Source organism: Streptomyces brevispora (assembly GCF_007829885.1).
Taxonomy (GTDB): domain Bacteria; phylum Actinomycetota; class Actinomycetes; order Streptomycetales; family Streptomycetaceae; genus Streptomyces; species Streptomyces brevispora.
Genome location: NZ_VIWW01000002.1, coordinates 335731 through 351156 on the forward strand (window position 1 = coordinate 335731; position 15426 = coordinate 351156).

16 protein-coding genes and 2 pseudogenes are annotated in these 15426 nt (G+C 71.9%); 8 read left to right on the forward strand and 10 right to left on the reverse strand.

The annotated features are described in order from the left end of the window. Window positions 1-350 precede the first annotated feature (350 nt). The 3 genes and pseudogenes from FHX80_RS30975 to FHX80_RS30985 all read left to right on the forward strand — a co-directional run. Window positions 351-746 (forward strand): annotated as a pseudogene (locus tag FHX80_RS30975) (alpha/beta hydrolase); the annotation flags it as partial. Window positions 747-945: 199 nt separating this feature from the next. Further along, entirely contained in the window at window positions 946-1548 is a 603-nt protein-coding gene (locus FHX80_RS30980) for an adenosylcobinamide amidohydrolase (protein WP_244318692.1), read from the forward strand. 56 nt (window positions 1549-1604) lie between these two features. After that, window positions 1605-2513, forward strand: a complete 909-nt coding sequence (locus FHX80_RS30985; RefSeq protein ID WP_145767811.1) for an NAD(P)-dependent oxidoreductase — start codon at window positions 1605-1607, stop codon at window positions 2511-2513. Between the two features lie 57 nt (window positions 2514-2570). Here the strand turns inward: FHX80_RS30985 and metX are convergent, their stop codons facing one another. From metX to FHX80_RS31020, 8 genes and pseudogenes are all read right to left on the reverse strand, one after another. Next, window positions 2571-3764, reverse strand: coding sequence for a homoserine O-acetyltransferase MetX (gene metX, locus FHX80_RS30990; protein WP_145767812.1), 1194 nt, complete (start codon window positions 3762-3764; stop codon window positions 2571-2573). A 20-nt stretch (window positions 3765-3784) separates the two neighbouring features. Next, a pseudogene (locus FHX80_RS30995) lies at window positions 3785-5147 on the reverse strand (bifunctional o-acetylhomoserine/o-acetylserine sulfhydrylase). Window positions 5148-5354: 207 nt separating this feature from the next. Further along, window positions 5355-5456 (reverse strand): putative leader peptide, encoded by a 102-nt coding sequence (locus FHX80_RS36900; protein ID WP_359456430.1) that lies wholly within the window; start codon window positions 5454-5456, stop codon window positions 5355-5357. A 239-nt stretch (window positions 5457-5695) separates the two neighbouring features. After that, complete coding sequence (locus FHX80_RS31000; protein WP_145767813.1) at window positions 5696-6193, reverse strand: thioesterase family protein; 498 nt, start codon at window positions 6191-6193, stop codon at window positions 5696-5698. Continuing rightward, window positions 6190-7251, reverse strand: a complete 1062-nt coding sequence (locus FHX80_RS31005; RefSeq protein ID WP_145767814.1) for a 3-hydroxyacyl-CoA dehydrogenase NAD-binding domain-containing protein — start codon at window positions 7249-7251, stop codon at window positions 6190-6192. The genes FHX80_RS31000 and FHX80_RS31005 overlap by 4 nt, the downstream gene beginning before the upstream one ends. A gap of 57 nt (window positions 7252-7308) precedes the next feature. Next, window positions 7309-8202 carry a beta-keto acid cleavage family enzyme gene (locus FHX80_RS31010; RefSeq protein ID WP_145767815.1) on the reverse strand — a complete coding sequence of 298 codons (894 nt, stop codon included), beginning with the start codon at window positions 8200-8202 and terminating at the stop codon, window positions 7309-7311. Between the two features lie 87 nt (window positions 8203-8289). Beyond that, complete coding sequence (locus FHX80_RS31015) at window positions 8290-9186, reverse strand: TetR/AcrR family transcriptional regulator (protein ID WP_145767816.1); 897 nt, start codon at window positions 9184-9186, stop codon at window positions 8290-8292. Window positions 9187-9287: 101 nt separating this feature from the next. Next, window positions 9288-10160, reverse strand: coding sequence for a SigB/SigF/SigG family RNA polymerase sigma factor (locus FHX80_RS31020; RefSeq protein WP_145768133.1), 873 nt, complete (start codon window positions 10158-10160; stop codon window positions 9288-9290). A gap of 627 nt (window positions 10161-10787) precedes the next feature. On the opposite strand from FHX80_RS31020, the gene FHX80_RS31025 reads away from it, so the two are divergent. From FHX80_RS31025 to FHX80_RS31040, 5 genes are all read left to right on the forward strand, one after another. Next, window positions 10788-11081, forward strand: a complete 294-nt coding sequence (locus FHX80_RS31025; protein WP_375881969.1) for an MDR/zinc-dependent alcohol dehydrogenase-like family protein — start codon at window positions 10788-10790, stop codon at window positions 11079-11081. Continuing rightward, complete coding sequence (locus FHX80_RS31030; protein WP_145767817.1) at window positions 11078-11833, forward strand: GNAT family N-acetyltransferase; 756 nt, start codon at window positions 11078-11080, stop codon at window positions 11831-11833. The genes FHX80_RS31025 and FHX80_RS31030 overlap by 4 nt, the downstream gene beginning before the upstream one ends. 311 nt (window positions 11834-12144) lie before the next feature. Next, window positions 12145-13359, forward strand: coding sequence for a PP2C family protein-serine/threonine phosphatase (locus FHX80_RS31035; RefSeq protein WP_244318694.1), 1215 nt, complete (start codon window positions 12145-12147; stop codon window positions 13357-13359). Window positions 13360-13423: 64 nt separating this feature from the next. Continuing rightward, the gene (locus tag FHX80_RS34935; RefSeq protein ID WP_167523779.1) at window positions 13424-13582 is read left to right on the forward strand and encodes a hypothetical protein; all 159 of its coding nucleotides are present in this window, start codon (window positions 13424-13426) and stop codon (window positions 13580-13582) included. 123 nt (window positions 13583-13705) lie between these two features. Next, window positions 13706-14026: a DUF6191 domain-containing protein gene (locus tag FHX80_RS31040; protein WP_145767819.1), complete on the forward strand. Its 321-nt coding sequence runs from the start codon at window positions 13706-13708 to the stop codon at window positions 14024-14026. A 111-nt stretch (window positions 14027-14137) separates the two neighbouring features. On the opposite strand, the gene FHX80_RS31045 is transcribed toward FHX80_RS31040, so the two are convergent. After that, window positions 14138-14740, reverse strand: a complete 603-nt coding sequence (locus FHX80_RS31045; RefSeq protein WP_145767820.1) for a phosphatase PAP2 family protein — start codon at window positions 14738-14740, stop codon at window positions 14138-14140. Next, entirely contained in the window at window positions 14740-15384 is a 645-nt protein-coding gene (locus FHX80_RS31050; protein WP_145768134.1) for a DedA family protein, read from the reverse strand. Before FHX80_RS31050 ends, FHX80_RS31045 begins: the two co-directional genes overlap by 1 nt. Between the last annotated feature and the right edge of the window lie 42 nt (window positions 15385-15426).

Below are 15426 nucleotides of genomic sequence, written 5' to 3' on the forward strand. Positions count from 1 at the left end.
ACCCCCTGGAGGAGACCCAGGACGGCGTGCTCGTCTTCGACGGCGCCCTGTGGCCGCCGGACGAGATCGGTCTGCTGCGCACCCCGGTCCGCTGCACCGTCGAGGCGTCGTCACCAAGATCGAGGGCGGCGCCGACGCGGGCACCTTCCGCCGCTGGATGGAGTCCTTCGACGACCCGGACATGTTCCGCGTCGCGCACTGGTCGCTCGGCTTCAACCCGGGCGTCCTCGCCCCGACCGGTCGCATCGTCGAGGACGAGCGTGTCTTCGGCTGCGTCGAACTCGGCATCGGCACCAAGGGCGCCTGGATCGGTGGCGAACCGTGGGGCGCCGCCGCGCCCACCGACGGCAGCCACCGACTGGTCCGCGCACCGCGTCCGTCAGGAGTTCCCGGACTTCGACGCCACCGCCGGGGGCCCTCTCCGGTTCACCGGCGAGATGGTCTACCCCTGGCAGTTCGAGGAGGACCCCGCGCTCGTTCCGCTGCGCGGCGCCGCCGAGGCGCTCGCCGCCCGCACCGACTGGCCGGCCCTCTACGACCTGGACCGGCTCGCCGCCAACGAGGTCCCCGTCCTCGCCGCCGTCTACCACGACGACATGTTCGTCGACCGGGAGCAGGCGCTGGTCACCGCGGACGCCGTACGCGGCCTGCGCACCTGGGTCACCGACGCCTACGCCCACGACGGGGTCAGGGCCGACGCCGCCGTGCTGGACCGGCTGATCGCGATGGGCCGCGGCGAGGTCTGACACGGGCACGGGGCACGAGGTGCGGGGGCGGGGTGCGGGGGCGGGGCACCGCTCAGGGGCGCCCCGCCCCGCCGCATATGCTCTACGGGTCGCAGGCCGACCGTCGTCCTGCCGCGTCACCGAGGGGTGCCTCATCAGTTCCGTACGCATCCGGCTGCCCGAACAGCGCGGTGAACTGCTGGCCCGGCACGAGGACGGCGTGAACCTGCACCATCTGGTGTGGCGGCTGGGGTCCGGGTGGCGGGTGTGCAGCAGCGCCGTGCTCGGCGGCGGCATCGGCCCGCGCGACTGGATCCTCAACGCCCAGGTGCCCGGCGGCTATCCACGGATGGACCCCGACCGCCACCTCGCCGAGATCGCCGCAGCGGAACACCTCACCGGGCCGGGCGCAGGACTGATGACGGCCGCCGACGTCACCGCGTACACAGTCGCCGCGGAAGACGGCGTGACGGCCACCGCCACCTGCGGCCTGGGAGTACGCGGCTGGGCGGCGGCCCCGGGAGAGGACACCGGAACACCGCCGCGGCCCGGCACGGTCAACATCGTCGTCACCCTCCCCGTGCCGCTCTCCGACGCCGCACTCGTCAACGCCGTCGCCACCGCCACCGAGGCCAAGGTCCAGGCCCTCCTCGATGCCGGACTCGACTGCTCCGGCACCCCCACCGACTCCGTCTGCGTCGCCGCCCCCGCACCGGAGGCCGGACCGGGCGAACCGTTCGCCGGGCCGCGCTCGCGCTGGGGCGCGCGACTCGCCAGAGCCGTACACGCTGCGGTACTGGAAGGCGCGCTGCGGCAATCCTGAGAGTCCGAAGCGCCGCGAGCCGGTCCGGCCGGCGGCCGACGAAGGGAATCGCCCTCATGGGTCCAGCAACAGCCGACGCCGTCCCGCAGCGGCCGGTCGTCGCCGTCCTCGGTACCGGAATCATGGGATCGGGCATGGCCCGGAGCCTGCTCCGGGCCGGGCTGGAGGTCCGCGCCTGGAACCGCACGCAGGCCAAGGCGGCGCCGCTCGCCACGGACGGCGCCACGGTCACGAGCACGGCGGCGGATGCCGTACGCGGCGCCGATGTCGTCCTCACCATGCTCAACGACGGGACCTCCGTCGCCGCCGCGCTCACCGCCGCATCCGACGGGGTGCACCGCGGCCAGATCCTGCTGCAGAGCTCCACGGTGGGACCGGACGCCTCGGTCGAGCTGGCGCAACGCGCCGCGGACCTGGGCCTCGTCTACCTCGACGCCCCGGTCTCCGGAACCAGGCAGCCCGCGGAGCAGGGCGCACTGACCGTCTTCGTCTCCGGGCCGTCCGCCGTTCGTGGAGTGGTCGCCCCCGTGCTCGACGCGATCGGACAGCGCACGGTCTGGGTCGCCGAGGAACCGGGAGCCGCCTCCGGGCTGAAGCTCGTGGTCAACACCTGGGTGATCAACTTGGTGGGCGGCGTGGCGGAATGCCTCAACCTCGCCGAGGGGCTCGGCGTGAACCCGCAGCTGTTCCTCGACGCCGTGCGGGGCGGCCCGCTCGACTCCGGCTATCTGCAGGGCAAGTCCGCCGCGGTCCTGTCCGGCGACCTCACCCCGAGCTTCGCGCTGTCCACGGCCCTCAAGGACACCCGCCTCATCCTCGAAGCCGCCGAGCGGTCCGGCGTACGGCTGGACCTGACCGCCGCCTCGGCCGCCCGCTTCGAGCGCGCCGAAGCGGCGGGGCACGGCGGCGAGGACATGATCGCCACGTACTACGCCGGCCGGGCCACGGAGGAGGACGGCGGCTGAGCCCGGCGGCTTCCGGGCGTGGTGGCATCAGCGGTGGTGGCGTGAGCGGCGGTGGGATCAGCGGCCCCGATCCGGCTGGTCGCGATCCGGCTGGTCCCGATCCGGCCGGTCTTGATTCGGCCGATCCCGCAGCAACTCCCTTACCAGAGAGTCGACTTGGTCCGTTTCGATCAGGAACCCGTCGTGGCCGTAGGGCGACTCGACGATTCGGACCCGGTCGGCGCCCGGCAGCAGCGTGGCCAGCTCCGCCTGCTGGGCGGGCGGGTAGAGCCGGTCGGAATCGATGCCCGCGACCAGCGCGGGCATCCGCGCACGGCCCAGCGCCTGCGCGGTGCCACCCCGCCCACGCCCCACGTCGTGCCCGTTCATCGCCTCGGTCAGCGCGACGTAACTGCCCGCGTCGAAGCGGCGCACCAGCTTGGCCGCGTGATGGTCGAGATACGACTCCACCCGGTACCGCCCGCCCTGCCGGGGGTGTTCACCGGGCTGCGCCTCGCCACCGAACCGGGAGCCGAGCTCCGGCTCGCTGCGGTAGGTGACGTGGGCGATCCTGCGGGCCAGGCCGAGGCCCCCGTGCGGGCCCTCGCCCGGTGCCGCGTCGTGGTAGTCGCCGCCCCGCCACGCGGGATCGGAGCGGATCGCGGAGATCTGCAGAGCCCCCCAGGCGATCTGCTCGGCCGAGGCCGCGGCGGGCGCCGCGAGCACCAGCAGCGATCCGGTGCGCTCCGGCAGGCCGACGGCCCATTCGAGCGCCCGTATGCCGCCCATCGACCCGCCGATCACCGCCGCCCACCGGCCGATGCCCAGCGCATCGGCCAGTGCCGCCTCGGCCGCCACCTGGTCACGGACCGTCAGATAGGGGAAGTCGCCGCCCCAGCGTGCCCCGTCCGGGCGCCTCGACGACGGACCGGTACTGCCCTGACAGCCGCCGAGCACATTCGGCGCGACGACGAACCAGCGCTCGGTGTCCAGCGCCCTGCCGGGACCGACCAGCGCGTCCCACCAGCCGGCCGAGGGGTGCCCGGGACCCGCGGGCCCGGCCACATGGCTGTCCCCGGTCAGGGCATGCAGCACCAGGACCGCGTTGGAGCCGTCGGCCGCCGGGCGTCCCCAGGTCTCGTACGCCAGCTCCACACCGGGCAGCACACCGCCCGACTCCAGCGGCAGCGGCCGGTCCAGGCGCACCCAGGAGCGACGGCCCGGCGGATCCCCCTCCCGCCGGCCTCCGGTGGCCGGCGGGAGGGGGAGCACGGGTGAGGGGGCCGTCCGGTTCAGGACGCCGCCTTCGCGGCCCGGAATCCGGTCTCCAGATCGGCCTTGAGGTCGTCCACGTTCTCCAGCCCGACGGAGAGCCGGACCAGACCGGCGGTCGCCCCGGTGGCGGCCAGCTGCTCGTCGGTCAGCTGGCTGTGCGTGGTCGACGCCGGATGGATGATCAGGCTTCGTACGTCACCGATGTTGGCGAGGTGGCTGAACAGTTCGACGGCGTCCACGAACCGCTTGCCCGCCTCCCCCCCCGTCCCGCAGCTCGAAGGCGAGCACGGCACCGGCGCCACGCGGCAGATAACGGCGCCCCGCCTCGTGCCACTTGCTCGATTCGAGCCCCGCGTAGTGCACGGCCGACACCTCGTCACGGCCCTCCAGCCATTCGGCCAGCGCCTGGGCGTTCGCGGTGTGCCGCTCGAGCCGGAGGCTCAGCGTCTCCACGCCCTGCAACAGCAGGAAGGCGGAGTGCGGGGAGAGCGCGGGGCCGAGATCGCGCAGCAGCTGCACCCGGAGCTTGACCGCGAAGGCGCTGGGGCCGAGGTCCGGCCAGTAGCGCAGACCGTGGTAGCTCGGGTCGGGGGCGCTGAAGTCCGGGAACCGCTCGGCGTGCGCCCCGAAGTCGAACGTACCGCCGTCCACCACCACACCGCCGATGGTGGTGCCGTGCCCGCCGAGGAACTTGGTCGCCGAGTGGATGACGACGTCCGCGCCGTGCTCGATCGGACGCAGCAGGAAGGGCGTGGGCACGGTGTTGTCGACGACCAGCGGTACCCCGGCCGCGTGCGCGGCGTCGGCGACCGCCCGGATGTCGAGGACGTCACCGCGCGGATTGCCCAGGGTCTCCGCGAACAGCGCCTTGGTGTTCGGGCGGATCGCCGCCGACCACGCCTCGATGTCGTCCGGGTCGTCGACGAACGACACCTTGATGCCGAACCGGGGCAGCGTATGACGCAGCAGGTTGTACGTGCCGCCGTACAGCGAGGTGGACGAGACGATGTGGTCCCCGGCGCCGGCCAGCGTCAGCAGGGCGAGAGTCTCGGCCGCCTGCCCGGATGCGAGGGCCACCGCGGCGACTCCGCCTTCCAGTGCGGCGATCCGCTGCTCCAGGACGTCCTGGGTGGGGTTGTGGATCCGGGTGTAGATGTTGCCCGGCTCGGCGAGCGAGAACAGGTCCGCGGCGTGCTGGGTGTCGCGGAAGACGAATGACGTCGTCTGGTAGATCGGCACCGCGCGGGCGCCGGTCGTCGGATCGGGCACGGCCCCGGAGTGGATCTGCTTGGTCTCGAACGACCAGGCGGCACCGGGATCCTGACGGTCCTGGTCCTCGGGGGTGTGCCCTGCGGTGACGGAGTCGACGGGCTGGCTCATGGCGTTCCTCTGTGGTTCTCGGTGCGGGCGTGGTCAGGCACCGGTGCCGGGACCTCGCCGGGGGCCGGTCAGGGCTCAGCGGCGGCCGTCCGTGCCGACGGGGACGGGTGCGTGGGCAGTGGCGCGGCAGGCCGTGGGCGCGCCGGGGCCGGGGCGGTGCCTGAAAGGGGAATCGACGCTGTGGCGGCGTCCGTGCGGGTCAGCTGCTCAGCGGAGCAGGGCGCAGCGGAGGCGGCGGCTACACGCCGAGGATGCGAGGCGTCCCAGATCGACGTGCCGCCGCGAGACGAGTGTCACGGTCGCGGGCATGCGGCGAGCGTGTCAGCGGGGTCGGCTGTGCGTCAACCGCCCGGTGCCGCGGCCGCGCCGTCCGCAGCGGTTGTTCGAAGCGTACGGAGCAGAGGATGAGGGACAGCACCCGTACCACATCCGACCTGCATCGATGGCCGAGGAACAGCCCTCTGCCCGGACCTCCGGGGGAACCGGTGGCCCGGGCAGGGGGCGGGGCACGATTTCATCCGGCCGTAACAACAGGGGCCGGCCGCCACTCAGCGTGCGGCGGGAACCTCGGTGATCGAGCGGCCCGCCCAGGAGGGCGCCGCTTCCGTGAGAGCGGTCAGGCACTCGCGTACCTGGTCGGGGAAGGGCACGGTGCGGCCTGCCTGCTGATCCACATGGAGGGCGAGCAGTTCGGTCGTGGCCACGGGCTCGGCGTCCGGGCCCGGTTCGGCGTCCTCCTGCGCGTCCGGCCCGAGCACGTAGAGCTCATGGGTGAAACGGGTCTTCTTCGCGTCAGCGCCGAGCACCCGGGTACGGACGGCGAGCCGGTCGCCCTCCGCGACATCGCGCAGATAGCGGATGTGGGACTCGACCGTGTACAACGAACAGCCGGTGCGCTCCCGGTACTCGGAGTGCAGACCGGTCTCGATCATCATCCGGTCCGTCGCGAAACCGAAGACGAGTACGTAGAACGCCTCGCTCATATGGCCGTTGTAGTCGATCCACTCCGGGCGCACCGTCTCCCGGTGCAGGGGCAGCGCGGTCACTTGGCCGCTCCCTCGGTGCGCCGATCGGCGAGCCGGCCGGTCGCGCGCAGGACATCGATGACGCCGCGGTCGCGTTCGGCGACGAGCTCGGCGATGGTACGGCCCGCCGCCGCCTCCTCGCAGCCGCGCACCACCGCGTCGTACAACTCCCGGTCCAGTTCGGGGGCTTCGAGCCGTGTCCACGGAGCCTTCAGGGAAGGGCCGAAGTGGTCCAGCATGTGAGCCATACCGCCTTCGCCGCCCGCGAGCGCGAACGTGAGCATCGGCCCCATGCACGCCCAGCGCAGCCCGGGACCCTCGGTGATGGAGGCGTCGATCTCCGCCACCGTCGCCTCACCGTTGGCGACCATGTGCAGCGCCTCGCGCCACAGCGCCTCCTGAAGGCGGTTCGCGATGAAGCCCGGGACCTCGCGTTCCATCGTGATGACGGACTTTCCGGCGACCTCGTAGAAGCGGGACGCCCAGCCGACCGCGGACGGCGCGGTCCGTTCGCCGCCCACCACCTCGACCAGCGGGATCAGATACGGAGGGTTGAACGGGTGTCCCACGACCAGCCGTCCGGCGCCCGCGGCCAGGGTCTGCATCTCGCTCATCGGGTAGCCGGACGTCGAGGACGCGATCACGACCCCCTCGGGCGCGGCCGCGTCGAGGCGGGCCAGCAGATCGCGCTTGAGCTCCAGCTTCTCGGGGGCGCTCTCCTGGACGAACTGGGCGTCGGACACGGCCTCTTCGAGCGTCGCGGTGACCGTGAGCCGGTCCGGCGAAGCCCCTTCGGCGAGGCCGATCTGCTCCAGCGCCGGCCAGGCGGCGGCCACCAGCCGACGCAGCTTCTGTTCGGCGTCGGCGGCCGGGTCCCAGGCGGTGACGTCGTAGCCACGGGCGAGGAAGTGTGCGACCCAGCCGCCGCCGATCACTCCGGCCCCCACGCACGCCACCCGGCGTACGTCCTCGGGTGCGCAGGGAGCAGGGGCGCTGGGAGCAGGGGCGCTGGGTGCCGGCTGAACGGACTTCGCTGCCTGGGCGGGGTGTGCGGGCGGGCTGGGCTGTGCGGGGTTCATCGTGCGGTTCTCCAGAACGAGTGGGGGGAGCGTTGCTGCGGGTGAGGCGCGGCCCGGTCAGCCGCGGGGCTTGAGCCCGAGCCGCTGCCGGGCCTCGTCCGGGGTGGCGACCCGGGAACCCAGCGCCTCGGTGATCCGCACGGCGCGCTCCACCAACTGGGCGTTGGTGGCCTTGACACCCTTGCCGAGATACAGGTTGTCCTCCAGGCCGACCCGGACATGGCCACCGAGGAGGATCGACTGCGCCACCCACGGCATCTGCATCCGGCCCAGGGCGAAGCTCGCCCACTGGGCGCCCTCGGGCAGCATGTTCACCATCGACTGGAGCACACCGGGGTCGGCGGGCGCGCCCCAGGGGACGCCCATGCAGAGCTGGAAGACGGTCGGAGTGTCGAGCAGCCCCTCGGCAAGGAGTTGCTTGGCGAACCACAGCTGTCCGGTGTCGAAGATCTCCAGCTCGGGCCGTACGCCCAGCTCCTGGATGCGGCGGGCGCCGGCCCGGAGCATGTCGGGGGTGGAGACGTACAGATTGCTGCCGTCGCCGAAGTTCAGGGAGCCGCAGTCGAGCGTGCAGATGTCCGGCAGCAGCTCCTCGACGTGCGGGAGGCGTTCGAGCCCACCGACCAGGTCGGTACCCGGCAGCTGCCGCAGCGGGGCGTCGGGGTCGACCACCAGGTCGCCGCCCATTCCGGCGGTCAGATTGATGACGACATCGGTCCCGGTCTCCTTGATCCGCTCGACGACCTCCCGGTAGAGGCGGGGGTCGCGGGACGGGGCGCCGGTCTCCGGCTCACGGACATGGATGTGCACGACAGCGGCCCCGGCCCCGGCCGCCTCGACGGCGGAGCGGGCGATCTGCTCGGGGGTGACGGGCACGTGGGGGCTCTTGCGGACCGTGTCACCGGCCCCGGTGAGGGCACACGTGATGATGACGTCCTGGTTCACGGGCATGCGGAAGCGGCTCCTGAATCGAATGGGTGGGAAACGGCGGAAGCGTGCGAGGGGGATGTGGGGGAGGGGCAGGGCGGCAGGAAGGGGTCAGCCGGCGGTCAGGGTCGCGTCCACATAGCGGAGCAGTGCACCGTGCATGTCCCCGGCACTGGTGCCCGGTTCCCCCGGCGTCGTGGCGAGCACCTGGGAGGCCAGCCCGTCGATGAGGGCGGTGAGACTCAGTGCGGCCGCCTCCGGATCGACCGGCCGGAAGACCTGCTGGGCGATGCCGCGCCGTACCACCTCGGCGACCGTGGCCCGCCACTGCCGGTAGTACTCCACATGGAGTTCACCGACCGCGGTGGAGCGCGCCGCCTCGGCCCAGAGATCGAGCCAGACGCTCCACTGGCGCCGCTGTTGTGCGGTGTACGGGGTCTGGAGCTCGATCAGCAGCCGGAGTTCGTCACCGGCGTGGTCCGTATCGGCGGTCCTGGCCGCGCGCCTGGCGGTGTCCTCGTCCATGCACCAGCGGGCCGCCGCCTCCAGCAGCTCGTCCCGCCCGGGGAAGTGGTAGTGGATGGCGGCGGTACTGGTCCCGCAGGCCTCGGCGATGTCCGCGACCCGCACGGAATGGAACCCGTGCTCCGCGATCAGCCGGACGGTCTGCCGGACGATCTGGAGCGGTCTGCCGCTGTCCGCCGCGGGCTGCCCGGCCGCTCCGGCGTTGCGGGCGCGCCGCGGTCGCCGTGCGACGGACGGCGGGGCTTCGGCCTGCTGCGAGGGCGCCGCGCCGTGCCCCGCGTGGGCCCCGAGCAGCCAGCCGGCGTCGACGTCCGCGATGTCGGCGACCCGGGCCAGCTCGGCCGTGGTGAAGCGGCGGGTGCCGCCGAGCGAGCGCGAGAGCTTCGACGGATCGATGACCATCCGCCGCGCGAACTCGCGCTGGCTCACTCCGGCATCCCGGATCACCTGCCGGACCCGCTCGGCCACCTCATCGTGCTGCATGGTCGGTCACGGTACCCATGCGTTGAGAAGATCTCAACATCAGGTGCGGATAATCGTGCAGATGGAAGCATGTTGAGGCGCTGACTGACGCATCAGTCAGCTCATTCGTCGACGAGCATCCCGTTCCGGAGCTTTCCGAGGATCCGGCTGATCAGTCGCGAGACGTGCATCTGTGAGATGCCGAGCTCGGTGCCGATCTGCGACTGCGTCAGCTCCTGGCCGAAACGCATCTCGATGATGCGGTGCTCGCGCGCGTCCAGATCGCCGAGCAGCGGCGCCAGCGTCTGCAGATTCTCCACGGTCTCCATGGCGGGGTCCGCCTCGCCGAGCGCGTCGGCGAAGGTGCGTCCCGATGTGCCGTGCCGGTCCGTGTCCGCCGCGTCGGTTGGCATTTCCAGGGACCCTGCGGTGTACCCGTTGGACGCGACGATCCCCTCGGTCACCTCGTTCTCGGTGATTCCGAGGTGGACGGCCAGCTCCTGGACCGTGGGGTCGCGGTCGAGATCCGTGGCCAGGGACTCCTTCGCCTTGGCGATGTCGACCCGCAGCTCCTGGAGCCGACGCGGCACATGGACCGCCCAGGTGGTGTCGCGGAAGAACCGCTTGATCTCTCCGACGATGTACGGAACCGCGAAGGAGGTGAACTCGACCTCGCGGGACAGGTCGAACCGGTCGATCGCCTTGATCAGTCCGATCGTGCCGACCTGGATGATGTCCTCCATGTCGCCGCTGCCGCGGTTGCGGAACCGGCCCGCAGCGAACCGGACCAGCGAAAGGTTCATCTCGATGAGCGTGTTGCGCGCGTACTGGTGGGCGGCGGTGCCCTCCTCCAGTACCTGAAGCCGGTCGAAGAACAGCTTCGACAGCGCCCGTGCGTCCTTGGGCGCGATCTTGCCGGCGTCCTCGATCCACGGAAGTTCTTCCGTCGCCCCTGCGGCGTCCGCGGCGGTGGTACTGCGGGCCACACCCGTCATGTCCGTGGTGTCCACCATGACCGCCGCGTCTGCTGCGGCGGTCGCGACGGGCCTTCCCGTCGCCGTCGAGCGTGCACTCTCCGCTCGCTCCGCACCGGCGGTCTGCGCAGTGTGCGCCGTCATCTCGTCACGCTCCCCTGGTCGTAGGCCATGAGGTGTAGGCGTATGCCCGCGGAGAGAGCGCTCATGCGGGTAAGTGAGAGTTGATCAGGTCACAACGCGTCAATGGCCGAGAATCGACGTTATCCCTCACCGTATCCGTGCAGGGGCCCTGGTCTCGGCAACAGAACCGCCCCACCGGTACGGGGGAGCCCGGTGGGGCGGTCATCACCAGAGTGCCACAGCCCCGGGTGCAATGGGCGCCGACCGGCGCATATCCAGCGGTAGTTGAGTTGAAATCGATGGTGTCCCGGTTCACGGCATCCGGCCAACGGATTCAGGCGTGTGTGTGACCGGCGGTCCGTGCGGTTCGTGATCGGCGCGTCAGGATCGGACACGACAACGGTGACCGAGGCGTGGCCGCACCTTTCCGGGAATACCCGCACGCGGAGGGGCCTTTCCGCTGGTGCAGGGATCGGAGCCCGGTGCGGGCGGCCGGGGCGATGGGAAGCAGGAGAGAGGGAGCTCATGCCGAAGGCGTACGTGTTCACCCGCAACGGCGGTCCGGAGGCGGAGGCCTTCGTAAAGCAGGACGCGCCGGTGCCGGGGGCCGGGGAACCGCTCGTCGCCGTACGGGCGGCGGGGGCCAAACCGGTCGACCGGAAGCGGCGCACCGGGTACACCCGGCCCGGCAGCGAACCGCAGCCCTTCCCCACCGTCCTCAGCAGCGAGGCTGCCGCGGACGTCGCGGTTTTCGGCCTGGTCGGCGGCGGCACCCTGAAGGATGCCCGCGGGCAGACCGTCACCGAGGTGACCGCATGAGCGCGCCGCAGCCCCGTGCCGGTGGCGCGCACCCGCTGGACGACCCGGTCGGCGCCTCACTGACCGGTCCGCACGCCCATTTCGCCGAGCGGCGTGGCCGAATCCTGCGGTACCCGGCCGACGTCACCCCCTGGGTAGCGGTTCCGGACCGGCCGGAGGCCGCGGACTGGGCCGATGCGGCGGCGCTCGCCGGACCCGGGGGAGCGGTCACCATCACCGCTTTCCGTGAGCCGCCCCCGGACGACTGGGAGACAACGTTCCACGCCGAGGGCGTGCAGCTCGTCGACACGGGCGTCGCGGCGGCCCCGGACCCGGAGGCCGTACGGCTCGGACCCGCCGACGTGCCCGAGATGCTCGACCTGGTGGCACGCACCCGTCCGGGACCGTTCCTGCCCCGGACGGTCGAGCTCGGCACCTACCTCGGTATCCGGCGCGAGGGGGCGCTGGTGGCGATGGCCGGGGAGCGACTGCACCCGCCCGGCTGGAGCGAGATCAGCGGCGTCTGCACCGACGAGTCCGTACGGGGGCAAGGGCTCGCCACCCGGCTGCTGCTCGCCGTCTCCCACGAGATCAGGGAACGCGGCGAAACGCCGTTCCTGCATGCGGCGGCCGCCAATACCCACGCCGTGGGGCTCTACGAATCCCTCGGATTCGCGCTCCGCCGACGGACATCGTTCCTGTCGGCGCTCGTACCGGACGGCAAACGGCCACGGACGACGGCGGAGACAGCCGGAGCAGCAGCGCGGAGCTGATCCCCGGCACACCGGGACCGGAGATGAGTCGGGCGACACCTGCGGGACTCCAGATGCGGGACTCCACACGCGGGACTCCACACGCGGGACGACCTGACATACGGGACGACGTGACATGAGGGACGTCACATGAGGGACGTCCTGTGTGGGACGTCCGTCCGGGACTTCCGGCCCGGAGAGCGCCGCGCCACGATGATCGGTGACCTTCGGCGTGACTCATGAGGCCAAAAGCCCCCTGCGCCGACGTCCCGGTCCGGGTGGACTGGAACAGTGCGCCGGGAAGGGCCCGGCGACTGCGGGAGGAGCTGGCCGTGACCATCGGGGTAGAGCGTCTGTCGACGGCGCGCGGCGCGGAGTCGCCGGTGCCCGACGCGGGGGAGCGGGCTGCCATAGCGGCCCGGATCGGTACCCCCACTCTGATCGGCGCGCTGGCCCTGCTGTCCCTGATCGTGGTGAGCCTCGATGTCCTCACCGGTGAGGACCTGCGGCTCATCCCGCTGCTGGTCGTGGTGCCCGCACTCGTCTCGGTCTTCTGCACGGTCCGGCAGACCGTCGCCGCAGCGGCCTGGATCATGCCCATCGTCGTCGTCTCCCGGCTGGTGTCCGGAGGCGCCTTCTGGGACATCGCGAGCGGCGTCTGCTTCACCGTACTCGCCTGTGCCCTGGGCGTCGGCGCCTGTTCGCTGAGGATCCGGCACGCCTCCGAGATAGCCAGGCTGCGGTCCGCGGCAGTCGCCCTCCAGCGGCAGATCCTGCGCCCGCTGCCCGTACTGACCGACCAGGTCCTCGTGGAGGGTATCTACGCGCCGATCGAGGAGGACCGCCTGGTCGGCGGCGACATCTACGAGGTCGTGCAGTCCCCGTACGGCACCCGCGTCATCATCGGCGATGTACAGGGCAAGGGCCTCGCCGCCATCGGGGCCGGCTTCGCCGCGCTCGGAGCCTTCCGGGAGGCCGCCATCCGTGAGCCCGCCCTGACCGGTGTGGTGGACGCGGTCGAGGACGCGGTCGCCCGGCACAACGCCTTCTCCGCCCAGACCGGCGAGATCGAGCGCTTCGTCACCGCGTTGGTGCTCGGCCTCGATGGTGACGGCCGGGTGCAGGCCGTCAACTGCGGCCATCTGCCGCCCCGACTGCTGCACGACGGTGTGGCAGCCCCCGTTCCGCTGCTCCGTACGTCGGTGCCGCTCGGCATGGCGGAGCTCAGCAACGAGGCGAGGGTCCCGGAATGGCTGGACTTCCCGTCCGGCGCGACGCTCCTGATGTTCACCGACGGGGTGACCGAGGCGCGTGACGCCTCTGGAGCCTTCTATCCGCTGGACGCACGCCTGAGCAGCTGGACGCGGCTGGGCGCCCGCGAGCTCCTGGACACCCTCCACACGGACCTGGAGGACTTCTCCGGCGGTGTGCGGCGCGACGACATCGCGGCGCTCACGTTGCGCCGTTCGTCGTCCGGCAGCCGCAGCCACCCCTTGACGGTCGGCGCCGACGCGCGGCGCGCCGCGGAGGCGTTCAGCGGGCGGTAGGCCCGGCCCGGCGCCGCGAGCCCGGGAACCGCGACCGGAGCCGAATCGGGAACCGTCAGGCCTCGTGCCCCTTCCCATGTCCCCGGGGAGCGTTTGGCGCATCGGGACACCATCGGTCGAGGCGCACGCCGAGACGGTGTCGCCGGCCGAGGCGCCGCCGCCGTACGAACGACCGTGCGACGGCAAGATCTACGGCCGGGCCGTTGTCCTCCCCAACGGCTGACCGTCCGAGCTTTTCCTCACGACTCCGCTGGCCGTCGCACTGTGCGACGGCCAGCATCGTCATACCTGCATCGTCATACCCGCGGCCGATGCGCATCGCAGCGCAGGGATGGATACTCCCCGCATGGAATTCGCTGCGATGATGACGCTGCCCGGACTGGTGATCGGTCTGACCGTCGTCGCCCTCCTCGATCAGCTGATGCTCCGCGCGGGCCGGGCCGGTCTGCTGCCGTGGCGCAACAGTGCTCGCCAGGGCCAGGTGTCGGCGACCGGTTTCGAGCAGTTGCACGCGACCTTCTCACCCGGCAAGCAGAGCGAGCTCAAGGAGCGACAGAGCGCCCTGCTGCTGCGCGACGACGAGGAGGACGGCGCCCCGCCCCACCGCTCCACCGTGGACCTCGACGGCGGCCTCGCCGTCATCCGCCTGCCCGGCCACGGCGGCTAGGTTTCCGTCGCTCGCACGCTTGCTCCAGGCCGGGACGCGGCGTCGGTAGGCTTCCGCCGCGCCCATCGCACCGGGGTGCCGCAGCGGCCGCGGTGCGATGGGCCTCCTCGCTCACCGCACCGCCACCAGTGGACGCAGCCGGCTGTCACGCAGCCGGATCACCGCCGGGGCGCAGCGGCCCGCCGCAACGGTCAGCGGCCATGCGACGAGCGCCCCGACCAGCAGTCCGACGAGCACATCGTGCGGGTAGTGTGCCCCGATCCATACCCGGGACGCCGCCATCAGCAGCGCAGCCGGCACCGCGATCGCTCCGAGCCGCCGGTCGGTCAGCCAGATCGCCATGGCCGCGGCCGCCGCGATGGCGGCGTGATTGCTGGGGAAGGACCAGTCGCCGAGCGCCGGGCACGCCTCCACCGTCACGACATGCAGTGTCCGGCAGGGCCGTTGTTCGTGAACGGCGGACTTCACCAGGTCGTTGACGAGATACGTGGCGACCACGACGAGCGGGGCGCAGAGCGCCATGGCCGTACGCGCGGGATCCGCGGAACGGGAGCGCCACCAGGACGCGAGCATGAGTACCGCGAACAGGGCGAGCCCGTAGGCCGACCACACCCGGACGGCGGAGTCCAGGACGGCGGGGGAGCGCTGGGCCAACTCGGTGACCCAGGTGTACAGCCCACCGTCGATCGAGGTGGCCGCGGAGGCGAGCGGCATCAGTTGTTGTCTCCTTCAGCAGTGCCCCGGTTGCGGGAACGGAGCAGTTCGGCGGCGAGCGGAATGAGGGAGACCACGACCACGACAGCGACGATCGGCAGCAGATAGCGGTCGACGTTCGGCACCGAGGACCCCAGTGCGTATCCGGCGAGGACCAGCCCGGCCGTCCAGACCACACCGCCGACGGCCTGCCACAGCGTGAACACCCTGGCCGGCACGTCGAGCGCCCCGGCCAGCGGGTTGAGCACCGTGCGCACGACGGGGACGAAGCGGGCCAGCACGATCGCGCGGGCGTAGCCGTATCTGGCGAGCATCTCCGCCGCGCGGTCCGCCCCCTCGTGCAGTCGCTTGGAGCGGCTGCGGGCGAGCAGCGCCCGGCCGCCCCGGCGGCCGAGCCAGTAACCCGTCTGCGCACCGAGCAGAGCTCCGGCCACAGCGGCGACCAGCACCTGTGGCAGCGACAGCTGGACCGGACCATGGGTGCCGGACACGCTGAGAAGGCCCGCCGTGAACAGCAGCGAATCACCGGGGAGGAAGAAGCCGACGAGCAGCCCCGTTTCGGCGAAGAGCACGACGGCGATGCCGAGCGCGCCGAACGTTGCGAGCAGCGAACCGGCGTCCAACAGGTTCACCGCTTGTGGCATGGTCGCCAGTGAGAGTACGGACACGGTGGAGGGTCTCCCATA

Coding starts and splice junctions, on each gene's coding strand:
- FHX80_RS30985 (WP_145767811.1), top strand. CDS start 1,605: ATGGGTCCAGCAACAGCCGACGCCGTCCCGCAGCGGCCGGTCGTCGCC.
- FHX80_RS31010 (WP_145767815.1), bottom strand. CDS start 8,202: ATGCCCGTGAACCAGGACGTCATCATCACGTGTGCCCTCACCGGGGCC.
- FHX80_RS31045 (WP_145767820.1), bottom strand. CDS start 14,740: ATGCCGCTCGCCTCCGCGGCCACCTCGATCGACGGTGGGCTGTACACC.
- FHX80_RS31020 (WP_145768133.1), bottom strand. CDS start 10,160: ATGACGGGTGTGGCCCGCAGTACCACCGCCGCGGACGCCGCAGGGGCG.
- FHX80_RS31050 (WP_145768134.1), bottom strand. CDS start 15,384: ATGCCACAAGCGGTGAACCTGTTGGACGCCGGTTCGCTGCTCGCAACG.
- FHX80_RS31025 (WP_375881969.1), top strand. CDS start 10,788: ATGCCGAAGGCGTACGTGTTCACCCGCAACGGCGGTCCGGAGGCGGAG.
- FHX80_RS31040 (WP_145767819.1), top strand. CDS start 13,706: ATGGAATTCGCTGCGATGATGACGCTGCCCGGACTGGTGATCGGTCTG.
- FHX80_RS36900 (WP_359456430.1), bottom strand. CDS start 5,456: ATGCCCGCGACCGTGACACTCGTCTCGCGGCGGCACGTCGATCTGGGA.
- FHX80_RS31015 (WP_145767816.1), bottom strand. CDS start 9,186: ATGCAGCACGATGAGGTGGCCGAGCGGGTCCGGCAGGTGATCCGGGAT.
- FHX80_RS31005 (WP_145767814.1), bottom strand. CDS start 7,251: ATGAACCCCGCACAGCCCAGCCCGCCCGCACACCCCGCCCAGGCAGCG.
- FHX80_RS31030 (WP_145767817.1), top strand. CDS start 11,078: ATGAGCGCGCCGCAGCCCCGTGCCGGTGGCGCGCACCCGCTGGACGAC.